Source organism: Brachybacterium sp. ACRRE, assembly GCF_022346485.1.
Classification (GTDB): Bacteria; Actinomycetota; Actinomycetes; order Actinomycetales; family Dermabacteraceae; genus Brachybacterium; species Brachybacterium halotolerans.
The window spans coordinates 37,215-51,386 of the sequence record NZ_JAKRMO010000002.1 but is presented as its reverse complement, the minus strand read 5'-3'; the positions used below and the strand labels follow the sequence as shown (position 1 = coordinate 51,386).

15 protein-coding genes and 2 tRNA genes are annotated in these 14,172 nt (G+C 71.5%); 6 read left to right on the top strand and 11 right to left on the bottom strand.

Annotated elements, in window-relative coordinates; translation table 11 throughout:
• Positions 1–216 precede the first annotated feature (216 nt).
• The 3 genes from pdxS (at position 217) to MHY49_RS01045 (ending at position 2,888) form a co-directional block, all read left to right on the top strand.
• Positions 217–1,152: a pyridoxal 5'-phosphate synthase lyase subunit PdxS gene (gene pdxS / locus MHY49_RS01055; protein WP_255719146.1), complete on the top strand. Its 936-nt coding sequence runs from the start codon at positions 217–219 to the stop codon at positions 1,150–1,152.
• Positions 1,149–1,856, top strand: coding sequence for a pyridoxal 5'-phosphate synthase glutaminase subunit PdxT (gene pdxT / locus MHY49_RS01050; protein WP_239201839.1), 708 nt, complete (start codon positions 1,149–1,151; stop codon positions 1,854–1,856). The genes pdxS and pdxT overlap by 4 nt, the downstream gene beginning before the upstream one ends.
• A gap of 93 nt (positions 1,857–1,949) precedes the next feature.
• Positions 1,950–2,888, top strand: a complete 939-nt coding sequence (locus MHY49_RS01045) for a hypothetical protein (protein WP_239201837.1) — start codon at positions 1,950–1,952, stop codon at positions 2,886–2,888.
• A gap of 171 nt (positions 2,889–3,059) precedes the next feature.
• Here the strand turns inward: MHY49_RS01045 and MHY49_RS01040 are convergent, their stop codons facing one another.
• Positions 3,060–3,686: a superoxide dismutase gene (locus MHY49_RS01040; RefSeq protein WP_228359569.1), complete on the bottom strand. Its 627-nt coding sequence runs from the start codon at positions 3,684–3,686 to the stop codon at positions 3,060–3,062.
• A gap of 119 nt (positions 3,687–3,805) precedes the next feature.
• Positions 3,806–4,165, bottom strand: coding sequence for a thioesterase family protein (locus MHY49_RS01035; protein ID WP_239201835.1), 360 nt, complete (start codon positions 4,163–4,165; stop codon positions 3,806–3,808).
• 135 nt (positions 4,166–4,300) lie between these two features.
• Between MHY49_RS01035 and fdxA the strand changes: the two genes are divergently transcribed.
• Positions 4,301–4,630: a ferredoxin gene (gene fdxA / locus MHY49_RS01030; protein ID WP_200502004.1), complete on the top strand. Its 330-nt coding sequence runs from the start codon at positions 4,301–4,303 to the stop codon at positions 4,628–4,630.
• Between the two features lie 48 nt (positions 4,631–4,678).
• Here fdxA and MHY49_RS01025 read toward each other — a convergent pair whose 3' ends face one another.
• The 3 genes from MHY49_RS01025 to MHY49_RS01015 all read right to left on the bottom strand — a co-directional run bounded on the left by MHY49_RS01025 (position 4,679) and on the right by MHY49_RS01015 (position 6,858).
• A complete protein-coding gene (locus tag MHY49_RS01025) occupies positions 4,679–5,056 on the bottom strand; it encodes a PH domain-containing protein (RefSeq protein WP_239201833.1) in 378 nt (125 codons plus the stop codon).
• A 29-nt stretch (positions 5,057–5,085) separates the two neighbouring features.
• A complete protein-coding gene (locus tag MHY49_RS01020; protein ID WP_239201831.1) occupies positions 5,086–6,075 on the bottom strand; it encodes a DUF817 domain-containing protein in 990 nt (329 codons plus the stop codon).
• A 144-nt stretch (positions 6,076–6,219) separates the two neighbouring features.
• On the bottom strand, positions 6,220–6,858 hold the full coding sequence (locus tag MHY49_RS01015) for a TetR/AcrR family transcriptional regulator C-terminal domain-containing protein (protein WP_239201829.1): 639 nt from the start codon (positions 6,856–6,858) through the stop codon (positions 6,220–6,222).
• 71 nt (positions 6,859–6,929) lie between these two features.
• Between MHY49_RS01015 and MHY49_RS01010 the strand changes: the two genes are divergently transcribed.
• Positions 6,930–7,874: a zinc-binding alcohol dehydrogenase family protein gene (locus MHY49_RS01010; protein ID WP_239201827.1), complete on the top strand. Its 945-nt coding sequence runs from the start codon at positions 6,930–6,932 to the stop codon at positions 7,872–7,874.
• A gap of 5 nt (positions 7,875–7,879) precedes the next feature.
• On the opposite strand, the gene MHY49_RS01005 is transcribed toward MHY49_RS01010, so the two are convergent.
• The 5 genes from MHY49_RS01005 to MHY49_RS00985 all read right to left on the bottom strand — a co-directional run bounded on the left by MHY49_RS01005 (position 7,880) and on the right by MHY49_RS00985 (position 11,027).
• The gene (locus tag MHY49_RS01005; RefSeq protein WP_239201826.1) at positions 7,880–8,212 is read right to left on the bottom strand and encodes a VOC family protein; all 333 of its coding nucleotides are present in this window, start codon (positions 8,210–8,212) and stop codon (positions 7,880–7,882) included.
• An 86-nt stretch (positions 8,213–8,298) separates the two neighbouring features.
• A complete protein-coding gene (locus tag MHY49_RS01000) occupies positions 8,299–10,326 on the bottom strand; it encodes a hypothetical protein (RefSeq protein ID WP_239201825.1) in 2,028 nt (675 codons plus the stop codon).
• Positions 10,327–10,655: 329 nt separating this feature from the next.
• Positions 10,656–10,731, bottom strand: a tRNA-Ala gene (locus tag MHY49_RS00995).
• 52 nt (positions 10,732–10,783) lie between these two features.
• Positions 10,784–10,930 carry a DLW-39 family protein gene (locus tag MHY49_RS00990; protein ID WP_239201824.1) on the bottom strand — a complete coding sequence of 49 codons (147 nt, stop codon included), beginning with the start codon at positions 10,928–10,930 and terminating at the stop codon, positions 10,784–10,786.
• A 23-nt stretch (positions 10,931–10,953) separates the two neighbouring features.
• A tRNA-Ile gene (locus MHY49_RS00985) sits at positions 10,954–11,027 on the bottom strand.
• 313 nt (positions 11,028–11,340) lie between these two features.
• Here MHY49_RS00985 and MHY49_RS00980 point away from each other — a divergent pair.
• Positions 11,341–12,993, top strand: a complete 1,653-nt coding sequence (locus tag MHY49_RS00980) for a molybdopterin-dependent oxidoreductase (protein WP_370645931.1) — start codon at positions 11,341–11,343, stop codon at positions 12,991–12,993.
• Positions 12,994–13,435: 442 nt separating this feature from the next.
• Here MHY49_RS00980 and MHY49_RS19245 read toward each other — a convergent pair whose 3' ends face one another.
• On the bottom strand, positions 13,436–14,170 hold the full coding sequence (locus MHY49_RS19245) for a DUF3566 domain-containing protein (RefSeq protein WP_239201823.1): 735 nt from the start codon (positions 14,168–14,170) through the stop codon (positions 13,436–13,438).
• Between the last annotated feature and the right edge of the window lie 2 nt (positions 14,171–14,172).

The window sequence follows — 14,172 nt, the reverse complement described above, 5'->3', positions numbered from 1 at the left end:
TAGGGGCGGACCGTCGGCCGAACGACCCTCGATGAATGACCCGGGCCGTGCTACGTTTTGGCCTAGGTCATAGTTCATGCGGCGTGTGCGCCACCACTCGTCACCGGCATCCAGGACCTTGCACGACCGCCGCGCACCAGCACTCGGCACCACCACCTGGCACCACCACCCGCCGCACCCATCCACGCTCGCACCGATGCACCCCGAGGAGTCGCCATGAGCGCACCCGCATCCACCACCCCTGCCACCAGCGCCGACTCCGTGCAGGAGCCCGCCGCGGGCACCGTCCGCGTCAAGCGCGGCCTCGCCGAGATGCTCAAGGGCGGCGTGATCATGGACGTCGTCGACGCCGAGCAGGCGAAGATCGCGCAGGACGCGGGCGCCGTCGCGGTGATGGCCCTCGAGCGCGTGCCCGCCGACATCCGCGCGCAGGGCGGCGTCGCCCGCATGAGCGACCCGCAGCTCATCGAGCAGATCCAGCAGGCCGTGACGATCCCCGTGATGGCGAAGACCCGCATCGGCCACTTCGTCGAGGCGCAGATCCTCCAGGAGCTGGGCGTGGACTACGTGGACGAGTCCGAGGTCCTCTCTCCCGCCGATCACGCCCACCACATCGCCAAGCAGGACTTCACCGTGCCGTTCGTGTGCGGGGCGACGAACCTCGGTGAGGCCCTGCGGCGCATCGCCGAGGGCGCCGCGATGATCCGCTCCAAGGGCGAGGCCGGCACCGGCGACGTCTCCGAGGCGACCCGTCACATCCGCACGATCCGGGCCGAGATCCGCCGCCTGTCCTCCCTGCCCGAGGAGGAGCTCTATGTCGCCGCGAAGGAGCTGCAGGCCCCGTATCCGCTGGTCGCAGAGGTCGCGGCGACCGGGACCCTGCCCGTCGTCCTCTTCACCGCCGGCGGCATCGCCACCCCGGCCGACGCCGCGATGATGATGCAGCTCGGGGCCGACGGCGTCTTCGTCGGCTCGGGCATCTTCACCTCCGGCGACCCCGCGAAGCGCGCCGCGGCGATCGTGCAGGCGACGACCTTCCACGACGACCCCGCCGTGGTCGCCGACGTCTCGCGCGGGCTCGGCAAGGCCATGGTCGGCATCAGCGTCGCGGACCTCCCCGCGCCCCACCGCCTGGCCGAGCGCGGCTGGTGAGCCCCGAGGCGGCCGACGGAGCGCGCGAGGAGAGCGCCCACGCCGAGGTGCGTGTCGGGGTCCTCGCCCTGCAGGGCGACGTGCGCGAGCACGAGGCCGTGCTGCGGGGCCTGGGCGCCCACGTGGTGCGCGTGCGCCGGCCGACGGATCTCGAGGGTCTGGATGCGCTCGTGCTGCCGGGCGGCGAGTCCAGCGTCATCGACCGCCTCTCCCGGCTCACGGGCCTGCGCGACCCGCTGCGCGAGCGCATCCGCGACGGTCTCCCGGTGCTCGGCACCTGTGCGGGTCTCATCCTGCTCGCCGACCGGATCCTCGATGCCGCACCGGGCCAGGAGACGCTCGGCGGCCTCGACGTCCTGGTGCGCCGCAACGCCTTCGGCACCCAGACCGACTCCTTCGAGACCGACCTGGTCACGCCCGCGCTCGATGGGCCGCCCGTGCGCAGCGCCTTCATCCGCGCTCCGCTCGTCGAGGAGGTCGGAGGGGGCACGGCGGGGAGGGACGCCGATGCCGAGGTGCTCGCCTCCCTGCCCGACGGCCGGGTGGTGGGCGTGCGCCAGGGCGACCGCATCGGCCTCGCCTTCCACCCGGAGGTCACCGGGGAGGACCGTTTCCATCGCCTGCTGCTCGAGGCGGCGCGGGGACGGGCCGACGACGGCGCGACGAGGCGGACGCCCCAGGACACGCCGTGCGCACGCGACTAGCCTGAGCACCCCGGTCCTGTGACTGCGGCCTGCCCCATCGGGCGCCGCGGGTTGCGAGGAGGCCGTCGTCCGCCGTCGCGAAGGAGCCCGAAGATGAGCACGTCCCCCACCTCGTCGGCCGTCCCCTGGCGCACGCTCGCCGCCGGACAGGTCTCCCGGATCCGGGTGTGGGAGCGGGGCAGCGGGGAGATCCGCACTGTCCACGTCGCGGCCGATCGCCTCTTCGAGGCGCCAAACTGGCGGGCCGACGGTCTGCTGCTCGTGAACGCCGAGGGCGCTCTGTGGACCCTCCCGCCCGACGGCTCACAGGACCCTCAGCGGCTCGACGCGCCCGGCCTGCCGCCCGTCAACAACGACCACGTGCTCGCCCCAGACGGCACCGGCGTCTTCGCCTCCGCGAGCGACCACCACATCTGGCACGTCCCCTTCGACGGCTCCCCGATACATCGGGTGACCAGCGAGGACGGCGTCTGGCACTTCCTGCACGGCGTGAGCCCCGACGGGTCCCTGCTCGGCTACGTGCGCATCGAGCTCAGCGGTGAGGAGGCCTGGTCCCGGGCCCTGATCCACACGATCCGCACCGACGGCTCCGACGACCGCAGGGTCACCACCGATCCCGGTCCGGCCGACGGCTGCGAATGGACGCCCGACGGCTCCTGGATCCTGCTGAACACCGAGCAGTTCTCGACGACGCCGGGCCACGCGCAGCTCGCCCGGGTGCGGCCCGACGGCACCGGCATCGAGCAGCTGACCTTCGACGAGCGCGTGAACTGGTTCCCGCACATCGCCCCCACCGGCGACGTCGCCGTCTACCTGAGCTTCCCGCCCGGCACGGTCGGGCACCCCGCGGACCGCCCCGTAGAGCTGCGGATGGTCGAGGTCGACGACTGGACGAGGCCGACGACGCTGCTCGCCCTCGACGGCGGCCAGGGCACGATCAACGTCCCCAGCTGGGCGCCCGACGGCTCGGCCTTAGCCTTCGTCGACTACCCGTTCCCGGACGCCCCGCTGCCCGACGAACCGGCCACATGAGCCGACGCCTCCGCGCGCGCGGAGTGGTCCCACTGGCACCGCACCGGGCGGCGCAGCTGCGGGATGCCGAGACGGCCGGCCCCTCGCATGGAGGGACCGGCCGTCGGCCGATCACACGCGGACCCTCAGCGGTGCTCCGCGGGGGTCAGCGGGTCAGGTGGGTCGAGGCGCTCAGGCGCCGGGGTTGACCAGGCCCTTCGTGCTGCGCGCGTTCTCGAACCGCGCCTGGACATCCGCCCAGTTCACGATGTTCCAGATCGCCTTCACGTAATCAGCCTTCACGTTCTGGTAATCCAGGTAGAACGCGTGCTCCCACATGTCCAGCTGGAACAGCGGCACCGTCGCGACCGGGATCCCGTTCTGCTGATCGTAGAACTGCTCGATCACCAGGTTCCCCTCGATCGGCTCATACGCCAGGATCGCCCAGCCCGACCCCTGGATCCCCAGGGCCGCCGCCGTGAACTGCGCCTGGAACGCATCGAACGACCCGAAGTACTCATCGATCGCGCTCGCCAGCTCACCGGTGGGCTTGTCCCCACCCTCCGGGGAGAGGTTCTTCCAGAAGATCGAGTGGTTCGTGTGACCACCCAGGTTGAACGCCAGGTCCTTCGACAGCTGGTTGATCGACCCGAAATCGTTCGCCTCGCGCGCCGCCGCCAGCTTCTCCAGCGCCGTGTTCGCGCCCTTCACATACGTCGCATGGTGCTTGTCATGGTGCAGCTCCATGATCCGGCCCGAGATATGGGGCTCCAGCGCCGCGTAGTCATAGTCGAGATCGGGAAGCGTGTACTCCGCCATGGTGGATTCCTCTCCTCTGGCTGATAGGACGTCTTCGACCGTAGGACCTCAAGTGCACGTGAGGTCAAGGGCCGGGGTGCGCGGTGCCGGAGAGGGCGTGCGGCGTCAGGCCCGGTGCGTCACCGGGCGAGGCGCTCCAGGAAGCGCTCACGGTCCACGGGGGCGCGGTCGATCTCGCCTTCGCCCACGATCCGGCCGCAGGCATCGGTCGCCCGGACGGTGAAGGTCCAGGTGCGCTGCGCCGGGTCGGCGGGCCCCTCGGCCGTGATCTCGACCGTCCCGCCCACGGGCGTCGGCGCCGCGTGCACGATCCGCACGGCCGTGCCCACGCTCGTGCGTCCCTCATCGAGATGCGCGGAGGCCGCGCGGACGGTCTCGGCCTCCATCCAGGCGAGCAGCCGGGGCGTCGCGAGCACGGGGACATCCCCGCTCCCGAGCGCCTGTGCGGTGTCGTTCTCGGTCACGTCGTAGGAGGTCATGCGGGCGCCTCTCCTGAGCAGGGGCGGCCGACGCTATCACCGCGGATTGACCTCAAGCGCGCGTGAGGTTCTACCGTCGAGGGACGCGGGATCACCCGCGACGAGCCAGGAGCGAGCGAGGAAGGAGCCGCGAGCGTGACCTATGTGATCGCCCTGCCCTGCGTGGACGTGAAGGATCGCGCCTGCGTGGACGAATGCCCCGTGGACTGCATCTACGAGGGGAATCGGTCGCTGTACATCCAGCCCGACGAGTGCGTGGACTGCGGCGCCTGCGAGCCCGTCTGCCCCGTCGAGGCCATCTTCTACGAGGACGATCTGCCCGACGAGTGGGCCGACTACTACAACGCCAACGTCGAGTTCTTCGACGAGCTCGGCGCCCCCGGCGGTGCCGCGAAGACCGGTGTCATCGACAAGGACCACCCGCTCATCGAGGCGCTGCCCCCGCAGGAGAATCCTCTGGAGTGAACTCTCATCAGGACGGACCCGCAGAGGATGCAGGACTCCGCTGAGTGGTCAACTTCCCTGCAGAACCGCCCAGGCGATGAGCGAGTCGAGGCGGCGAATATCGGCCCCCTTCTTCAGCAGGACCTTGATGTGCCCGGCCTTCGTCCACAGCTCGAGCTCAGAGTTCATATCGAGGAAACCGCCTGCGTTCTCCGATGACCACATGAGGATGCTCGAGTAGGACAGGGAGTAGATCTCGACCTTCTTCCCGGTCACCCCCTGTGCATCACGAACGATCAGTCGCTTCGTCGTGAAGATCGCGGAGTCACGGAACGTTTTGAAGGCGGTGACGGCCTGCTCCCCCTGGACGAGAAGGCTCGTCACGTCGTCCGGAACGGGGATCTCCTGCTGCAGAGTCCACGAGGTGATGGCGGGAATCGAGTCCATGAACGAATGATGCCATCGATGGGACCGACTTATCTCCGGTGCACAACTCCACCTTCATGAACCCCTCGGAGAGCACCCGCTGATCGCCCTTCGCACCTGCCTGGCTCCTCTTCACGCGTCGGCGGCTGCGGCGGGTGCACGAGCGTCACCAGCACCACCGAGATCATCATCAGCAGCAGCCAGGCCACCATCTTCGTCAGCGGCACCGGCTCCCACCCCGCCTGCTGGTGCGGGTAGATCCAGGCGCCGGCGGCGGTCCCGACGTTCTCCGCGACCCACAGGAAGAACGCGGTGCCGGCGAAGGCCGCGAGCACCGGCATGCGATGCCAGGCGCCGCCGCGGTGGTTGCGGAAGCTCATCATGCACCGGCCGAACAGCAGCCCCACCAGCACGAGCAGCACCCAGCGGGCGTCGGGCAGGAAGTGGTGGGTGAAGAAGTTCGCGTAGATCGCCGCCGCGAGCAGCGCCGTCGCCCATCGCGGCGGGTAGCGCGTGAACCGCAGATCGAACAGCCGCATCACGCGCACCATGTACGAGCCGACGGCGGCGTACATGAACCCCGTGTACAGCGGGACAGCGCCGATGCGCAGCAGGCCCTCGTCCTCGTACTCCCACGAACCGACGTGAGTCTTGAACACCTCCATCGCCGTGCCCACGACGTGGAAGAGCACGATCGTGCCCATCTCGCGCAGGGTCTCCAGGCGCAGCGCGAGCATGAGGACCTGCAGCGCGAGCGCGGCGATCACCAGGGCATCCGCCCGCGCGAGCGGCGCGCCCTCGGGGTACAGCAGCCGCGCGAGCACGAGCAGGGTGAGCATCAAGGCGCCGAACACGCACGCCCACGCCTGCTTGAGCGTGAAGACCGCGAGCTCGAGGGCGCGCAGCCGCCACGGACCGGCGTTCTCGGCGAGCGCGCGCGTGCGCCGGTGCGCCCAGGCATCGATGCGCTGCTCGAGCGGGGTGAAGGTGCGCGAGCGAGCGTCGGACCGGGCGCGCGGTCCTCGGTTGTGGTCCCCCATGCGGGAAGGCTACGAAGAGCCTCCGTGCCACGGGCGTGGGAACGACGCAGGTCGGGGGGAGGAATCGCGTCGCCCCTGGGGAGATCCTGTGCGCGACAGGAACCGTGGCGGCTTCGCACTCCCAGCGGGAACTCAGGACGAGGTTCAGGACCCTGCCAATGCTCCGGAGATCCCGGTGAGCACCATCGCGAGCTGCCTCTCGAACGACGCCTCGGACTCCTGGTGAAGACGCCCCGTGCGGCGCACGAGGGGAGCGCCCTCCCCGATGAACGCGTCGCGGGACTCGGCGTCGTAGCGCTCGGGATCTTCCTGCGCGGACTGCGCGCGCTCCTGCTCCTCGATGACGAAGCCGACCACGAAGGCGGTCACGAGCTCTGCGGCGTCGACGGCCGTCTCGAGCGGGACGCCGTCGGCAGTCCACGCCTCGAGCCACGGCTCCTGTGCGCGCAGCACGTCGGGGTCGGTGAGCCGGGTGCCGCTGAAGGTGCGGGCGCCGTCCCGATGCAGCAGGTACTCGTGACGCAGTGCCCGCGCGTAGTCGCCGAGCGACTCCTGGGGGCTCGCCCCGGCGCGGGGAGAGGAGGCGGCCATCACCCGCCGCTGGATCTCGGTCCCCATCTCGTCGAGGAGTTCCTGCTTGCCGCTCACGTGCCAGTAGAGAGCGGGCGCCCTGACGTCGAGCCGGGAGGCGACCGCGCGCACGGTGACCGCGTCCGCCCCCTTCTCGTCGAGCACCTCGAGGGCCGCCTCCACGATGCGCTGCCTGGTGATCCCCTTCGCCATGCTTGACACCTTAACAAAGTTAAAGCATGCTGATCCCGCTACTGAACTTAGTTAAGGAAGAGGAGCGTCCCATGCGCGCAGCCGTCGTCACCACACCCGACAGCCTCCCCGCAGCCACCGACTTCGCCGACCCCGAGCCCCAGCAGGGCGAGGAGCTGATGACCTTGGTGGGCGCCGGCATCCACCAGGTCGTGCGCTCGATCGCGTCCGGTCGTCACTACGGGAGCACGGACCGCTACCCGCTCGTGCCCGGAGTCGACGCCGTCGCGCGCCGTGCCGACGGCACCCTCGTGTACACGGGCTTCGCGCGGGCCCCGTGGGGCACCATGGCCACCTCCCTGGCCACGTCCTTCGGCCTCCCGCTCCCCTCCGGCGCCGATCCCCTCGCGATCGCCGCGGGGATGAACCCGGCCATGTCGGGCTACCTCCCGCTGGTGGACCACCGCGAGACGCACGGTGAGCTGGGCACCGTGCTCGTCCTCGGCGCCACCGGCATGGCAGGGCGCGCCGCCGTGCAGTCCGCCCTCGCCCTCGGAGCGACGAGCGTGATCGCCGCCGGCCGCGACGAGCAGTCCCTGGCCGAGCTCACCGCACTGGGCGCGCGTCCCGCGGCGATCGGGCACTCTCCCGAGCCGCTGGCCGCGGAGATCGCCCGCTCCACCCCGTCCCTCGTGCTCGACTACGTCTGGGGACCCGTCGCGGAGGCGACCTTCGCCGCTCTCGGGCGACGCGGGCTCGGGGACGACGCCGCGCAGATCTCCTACGTCCAGATCGGGAGCCTCGCGGGCGCCGACGCGTCCCTGCCCGCGAGCCTCCTGCGCAGCCGGCGCATCACCCTCAGCGGCAGCGGAGCGGGCTCGGTCGGAAAGAACGAGCTGATGGCACGGCTGCCCGGCCTGATGGACCTGATCGCCGACGGCACGCTGCAGATCCCCTTCACCCCGTACCCCCTCGCGCGCGTGGCCGAGGCCTGGCAGCACACCGGCCGGGACCGCGCGGTCGTGGTGCCCGACTGAGCGGGTCACGACCCCGTCAGCACCACCCGGTTGCCGTCCGGATCGGCCAGCACGAGGATGCGGGCCCCGCCGCCCGGCTGAGGACCGTCGTGCGCGATGCCGCGCGCGAGGAGGCGCTCCGCGTCGGCGTCGATATCCGTCACGACGAGGGACACCGTGGAGTGCCCTGCGCTCTCCGCCTCCGACCACACCTGCAGTCCGAAGCCCGGCCCGAGGTGCCACTCGAGCAGCCCGGCCATGGGGCGGGCATCCGGCGGCCTGCCGCACAGGATCGTGAACCACTCCTCGGCACGGTCGACATCGGTCACCGCGCACTGCCCCAGAAGTCCCTCGAACATGACGTGCTCCCCTCGCGGATGTCGTGGCCCATCCTGCTCCCGATCACGGTTCCCCGCACCCCATGCCCCGCACCTCCGTGCGGCCCTCACCCTCCGGAGAGCAGCATCCGCAGCTCCGCGGCGCGGGACTCGAGCGGCCACAGACGGGTCTCCCCCAGGGTCACCAGCTCACGCCCCGGCGGCGTGACGTGACGAGCGATGTCGCCGATCAGGCCGCAGATCTCCTCCGGAGCGGGCAGGCGGTCCATGAGCCGCACACGGTCCTCGCCGACCTGCAGGAGCAGTGCGCGCGGTCCGCCCGCGGATCCGGTGATCCGCAGATGCACGTCGTCCCGGCCGACGCACAGGGCGAGCTTCCGCGCCGCCCCGGGCAGACCCTCGGCGCTCTGGTCGGCGATCTCCTGCGCCGACCAGACGCAGACGTGCCCGAACACCGAGCGGTGCCCGCGATGGGCCGCGCCCAGCAGGCCCGCCCATGAGGAGTGCACGGCGGAGCGCTCGGCGAACTCCCTGTCGGCCGCGTCGAGGAGCGAGATCCCGCAGTTCTCGAGCGCCGCAAGGCGCCCGGGCGGCGTCATCGAGAGCATCAGGTCATGGGCTCCCGTGCGATCCGACCAGTCGAACCAGGTGCGCTCCTGCATCCCCGCAGCGAGGTGGCGCCCCGCGTCGCCGAAGGCGATGCGAGCCATCTCCTTGATCTCGTCGACCTGCCAGAGCGCGACCAGGGCGCCGATCGCAGGTGAACTGCGGGAACCGGGGTGCAGGAGCACCCAGCGCTGGGCACCGTCACGCAGCTCGGCGGCGGCGAGGTCCAGGAACAGATCGGCATCCCAGCAGGGACGCCTGCCGGCGAGGAGATCCACGGCGGCACTGATCGCACGCCCGTCGATCATGGCGGTGACCTCGACCCGCCTCGGTCCGAGCGTTCTCGTCGTGACCTGCGGGATCGCGAGGCCCGGGCGTCCCGCCTCCGCCATCGCCCGAAGGCTGCGCGTGAGGCTCGCGGCCAGCCGGCCTGATCGCTCCTCGTAGGGCACGAGCGCCGGAAGATGCACGATGCCCCGCAGCAGTCCCCGGTGGGCGACGCCCCCCGGCTTCGAGAACAGGTCGTGGTACGGGCGGTCGTGCATGCGGGGCACGCGTGCAGGCCCACGCACGGGCAGCTGGGAGGCGATGTCGTCGGTCCAGGGCACCAGACCCACCCGACGCAGGTTCTCGAGCTGGTCCGCGAGCGTCATCGGAGGGTGCACACCCTGCCACGCCGGCACGTCCACGGAGGACACGGCGAGCCCCGAGGTCATCCGGGCGGCACCGAGGGCGAAGGGAACCTGCTCGGACGTCGAGTGCTGCAGCACGCGCTCGAGCCATTCCTCCCCGGCGCACAGCGCGGGCGGCAGCACCTCGAGGATCAGTCGCCGCAGCTCCGCTTCGTGCGCGGTCGGCACGACGAGGCACAGGTCCGGTGCCTCCTCGACCAGGTCGCGGTACATGACCAGGCGCCACCCCTCGGGCAGGATCGCGAGCAGCGCATTGCGCAGGCGGTCCCGCAGGCCCCGTCCGCCGCCGGTCGCGCCCGAGCCGCCGATCCGCGCACGGCACGCGTCGGCGGCGTTCGAGGGCGCGACGCCCCCCTCCGTCCCGGACGTCGGCGGAGGAGAGGGCGGGGCGGACTCGGCGACGCCATCCGCCCCGGGCCGCGGGACACGGACCGGCGCCACCCCCGGGAGCACGGCCCGCAGACGACGGGAGATCCGCCGGATGAGATCGAGCTGCCGGGGCCACGGCATGTCGTCCCCGTCGGCGTAGCCGGCCGCGAAGGCGAGATCCTCGAGCTCGATGCGGACGCGGTGCTCGAGCGCCGGCACGCCCCCGATGTCCTCGCACAGCAGCCACCAGAAGCACGCGCGCCGGTGCGGGGGGATCGAGTGGGCTCCGCCGCCGCGGGCACCCAGGTCCTCGGGAGTCACACCCCGGGCCACCGCACGCGCCAGCATGCCGCGATCGCAGTCGGGATGCAGGTGCAGTCCGAGCGCTGCGAGCCGGTCGACCTGCTCGTCCAGGGTGGGACCCGTGGCTTCCAGGGGCACGGCGCTCCCGCGCAGGAAGTCAGCCATCAGCGCGCCCTGGCGCCGTCCGAGCGCATCTCGGCGTCGCCCGCGGTGATCGCGTCCCCTCTCGCAGCATCTCGGCTGTCCTCCCGGCCCCTCGCCCCCCGGTGATGTCGTACTGGCGCGCAGCCGCCGACGCGGACGGGTGGATCGCTCCCGCATCGGCCATCATCGTGCGCACGGTCACGCTATAGCGGGATCACCGCCCGGTCGGAGGAACTCCGCGCTTCTTCACATACCGGAGGAGGGGCCGAAGGTCGCCGGGCTTGGCGAGAAGCGCGCCGGACATGACGAGAGGCCGCCTCCCGTGAAAGGAAGACGGCCTCTGAACTGCCTGGTGGAGACTAGGGGGATCGAACCCCTGACCTGAAGCTTGCAAAGCTACCGCTCTACCAACTGAGCTAAGTCCCCGTATCGGATTGTGGTGTCCCGAAGGACCCCGCAGGTCCGTCCGATCGGACGATCAGGCCTTCGGCTGCTGCTCGCTGATCTTCTCGGCCTCGGCCCAGAGATCGTTCTCGAGCTTGTCCGACTCGACCTTGCGCCACACCAGGACGCCTGCGACAGCGCTGGAGACGAGGACCGCGGAGTACGTGAGCAGCTTCTTCATCGGAACCTCCGAAAGCGTGGGAGTGGGCCTAACTGGACTTGAACCAGTGACCTCTGTCTTATCAGGACAGCGCTCTAACCGACTGAGCTATAGGCCCGTGTGCTGCGGATCCGGATCTCCGGGCCGCACCGACGCTCAACTGTAGCGAAGCGTGCGCATCCGCGTCCAACCCGTTGGGGACCCTGTACCGGACATCACAGGCCCCTGACCGGGACGTCCCTGATCGCGCGCCCGCGTCGGGCCCGGAGCCGCGGCCTCGAGCACGGGCCCTCCTGCTCCGCCTCTCCCGCGCCCCATCCCTTACGGCTTCGTCACAGGTGTCGACGTCCCTCTCCCGCAGGAGCAGACTCGTGCCGACCGCGCGCTCCGTCGACCGCCGATGCCGCCCGGTCGGGAAGGAGCGCCGCATCGTGGTCGATCTGCGCTCGCGGCCGAGCACGGGGCGGGATCCGCGGCGACCGGCCGCGCCTCGCCGTCCGCGCAGCATCCCCTGGTGGTCGGCCCTGGCCGGGATCGCGTCGGGCCTGGTCCTGCTCGCCGTGTCCGGGCTGTGCTCCCTTGCCTTCAGCTCCTCGTCGGCGCCGTGGATCGCGGTGGGCGGCGCCTTCGTCGACGTGGTCCCGCCCGGGTTGAAGGACCTGGTCATCGGGCTGTTCGGCACGCGCGACAAGCTCGTGCTCGGCATCTCGATGCTGCTGGTGTACGCCGTGGTGACGGGACTGATCGGGGTGCTGGGCGCGAGACATGCGCGGGCGGCGGCCGTCCTGCTCGCACTGCTCGGCGCCGCCGCCGGCGTCTTCGTGCTCACGCGCGCCCAGAACTCCGCGGCCGACGTGGTGCCGACCCTCGCCGGCACGGTGCTCGCGGTCGTGAGCCTGCTCGCGCTGGTCAGCAGGGCCGGTGCGCCCCCGTCGGCCGACGGGCACCGCGGGCGGGACGCGCCCTCCCCTGTCGCTGAGACGTCCCCTGCCACCGCGACGTCCCCTTCCGCGGCGCCGCCCCGTCGGGCCCTCATCGCGGGCACGGGAGTGCTCGCCGCCATCGTCGCCGCGGGCGCGCAGGGCATCGCGACCAGCCGTGATCTGAGCCGGAAGGTCGCGCAGTTCGTGCTGCCCACCCCTCGGAAGCGCGCGGCGCCGATCCCTGCCGGGGCACAGGTCGACGTCGCGGGGATGCCTCCGTTCGTCACCCCGAACGGCGACTTCTACCGCATCGACACCGCTCTCGCGGTGCCCCGCGTGGACCCCACGAGCTGGAGCCTGCGCATCCACGGCCTCGTGGACCGGGAGATCGAGCTCGACTTCTCCCAGCTGCTCGCCGAGCCCATGGTCGAATCCCATGTGACGCTGACCTGCGTCTCCAATGTCGTGGGCGGTGATCTGGCGGGCAACGCCACGTGGATCGGGGTGCCCGTCGCCCGGCTCCTGGAGCGTGCCGGTGTGCAGGACGGAGCCGACATGGTCCTCTCCCGCTCGACCGACGGCTTCACCGCCTCGACCCCGCTCGAGGCGCTCACCGACGGACGCGACTCGCTGCTCGCCGTGGGCATGAACGGCTCCCCGCTGCCGCCCGAGCACGGCTACCCGGTGCGGATGGTCGTCCCCGGGCTCTACGGCTACGTCTCGGCGACCAAATGGCTCACGGAGCTCACGGTCACCCGCTTCGCCGACCAGACCGCGTACTGGACCTCCCGCGGCTGGTCGGAGCGCGGCCCCATCAAGACCGCCTCGCGCATCGACGTGCCCCGCGAGGGCAAGGACCTCGAGGCCGACGGGGACGGCGCCGTGATGCTCGGCGGGACCGCGTGGGCGCAGCACCGCGGTGTGCGCGCCGTGCAGGTGCAGATCGACGACGGGGACTGGCTCGACGCCGAGCTGGGCACGGCGGTCACGTCCGACACCTGGACCCAGTGGGCCCTGCGCTGGGCCGACGCGCGTCCCGGTGAGCACGCGGCCCGGGTGCGGGCGACGGACGGCACGGGCGAGCTGCAGACCTCGCAGCACGCCGATCCCGCCCCGAACGGCGCGAGCGGCTGGCACACCATCCGCTTCACCGTCGCCTGACCCGGGCGGGCCGGCGGCCGCAGCCGCCCACAGGGGGAGCCCCGGTCCGGTCCGTCGCCCACAGAGGCGCCCCGGTCAGCCCCACCTACAGGCGCCCCCGTTCAACAGCCGCCCACAGGCGCCCCGCTCCGCCCCGTCGACCAGGGCCGCCCCAGTGCGCCCCGTCGACCAAGGGCGCCCCGGTCCGGCCTGTCGCCCACCGGCATATACCGGACCCCTCTGCCGTATATGGCAGTAATGTCGCCCTGGCGCCGGTGGCCGACACGGCATACGCAGCAGAGCACAAGAGAGCCCCCACGCAGCCCGCCGCCGCACCGTGCCCCGACGACGACGCACGCAGAAACGCCCGGCGCCGCCGTGGCGGCGCAGGGCGCTTCGCAGAGGTGCGCAGGAGAGATCGGCGCGCGGCGGGATGACCGCCGCGCCCGCTCTCAGCCGGCTGTCACTCGTCGGTGAAGGTCATCTTCAGCCCGCCCAGCAGGGCGGCGACGATGTTGTAGAGGAACGCGAGGAGCGTGCCGAGCGCCGTGATGATGACGATGTCGACGACGGCGGCGATGGTCGCGTAGCTGATCATCTTGGAGAACTTGAAGTACTCCATGAAGGGCAGCGGCTTGTCGTTGTTGAGGTCGCGGCCGATCTCGTCGATCTTGTCCCAGATGCCGATGACCTCGACGAGGTTCCACAGCACGGCCACGGCGACCACAGTCGCGATGCCCACGGCGATCGCGATCAGGAACGACATCTTCATGACGGAGAAGGGGTCGATCCGCGAGAGCGTGAGGCGGATGCGGCGCGGACCGCCGGAGCGCGTGGGCGCCTTGGCCGTCGCCTTCGCCGGGGAGCGGCTCGCACCCCTGTTCGCACCGGTCGCACTGCCGGTCCCGCGAGGGTTCGCGCTCGACGCGGAGGTCGCGGAGCCCGTGCGCTGGGCACCGGTCCGCTGTGCAGAGGTGTTGGCGTTCTTCGCGCCACCGGCCTTCGCGCCGCCCGTCCTCGAGCCGCCCGCGGGATCGGCGGAGCCCGCGGAGCTCGCGGTCGTCGCAGAGCCGGTCGATGCGCCCTTCGCGGACCCCTCAGCGTCGTCGGTCGGTGTGAACGTGACCGTGGGCGCGCCCTCCGTGCCGCCGGCGCCGCCCGGGCGGCCGGGCGTCGAACCGTTCTTGCTGCTTGCCACGG

What these genes read in the sequence shown, in the direction of transcription:
- pdxS (WP_255719146.1), top strand. Translation starts at nt 217, where the DNA reads ATGAGCGCACCCGCATCCACCACCCCTGCCACCAGCGCCGACTCCGTG.
- MHY49_RS01045 (WP_239201837.1), top strand. Translation starts at nt 1,950, where the DNA reads ATGAGCACGTCCCCCACCTCGTCGGCCGTCCCCTGGCGCACGCTCGCC.
- MHY49_RS01040 (WP_228359569.1), bottom strand. Translation starts at nt 3,686, where the DNA reads ATGGCGGAGTACACGCTTCCCGATCTCGACTATGACTACGCGGCGCTG.
- MHY49_RS01035 (WP_239201835.1), bottom strand. Translation starts at nt 4,165, where the DNA reads ATGACCTCCTACGACGTGACCGAGAACGACACCGCACAGGCGCTCGGG.
- MHY49_RS01025 (WP_239201833.1), bottom strand. Translation starts at nt 5,056, where the DNA reads ATGGACTCGATTCCCGCCATCACCTCGTGGACTCTGCAGCAGGAGATC.
- MHY49_RS01020 (WP_239201831.1), bottom strand. Translation starts at nt 6,075, where the DNA reads ATGGGGGACCACAACCGAGGACCGCGCGCCCGGTCCGACGCTCGCTCG.
- MHY49_RS01015 (WP_239201829.1), bottom strand. Translation starts at nt 6,858, where the DNA reads ATGGCGAAGGGGATCACCAGGCAGCGCATCGTGGAGGCGGCCCTCGAG.
- MHY49_RS01010 (WP_239201827.1), top strand. Translation starts at nt 6,930, where the DNA reads ATGCGCGCAGCCGTCGTCACCACACCCGACAGCCTCCCCGCAGCCACC.
- MHY49_RS01005 (WP_239201826.1), bottom strand. Translation starts at nt 8,212, where the DNA reads ATGTTCGAGGGACTTCTGGGGCAGTGCGCGGTGACCGATGTCGACCGT.
- MHY49_RS01000 (WP_239201825.1), bottom strand. Translation starts at nt 10,326, where the DNA reads ATGGCTGACTTCCTGCGCGGGAGCGCCGTGCCCCTGGAAGCCACGGGT.
- MHY49_RS00990 (WP_239201824.1), bottom strand. Translation starts at nt 10,930, where the DNA reads ATGAAGAAGCTGCTCACGTACTCCGCGGTCCTCGTCTCCAGCGCTGTC.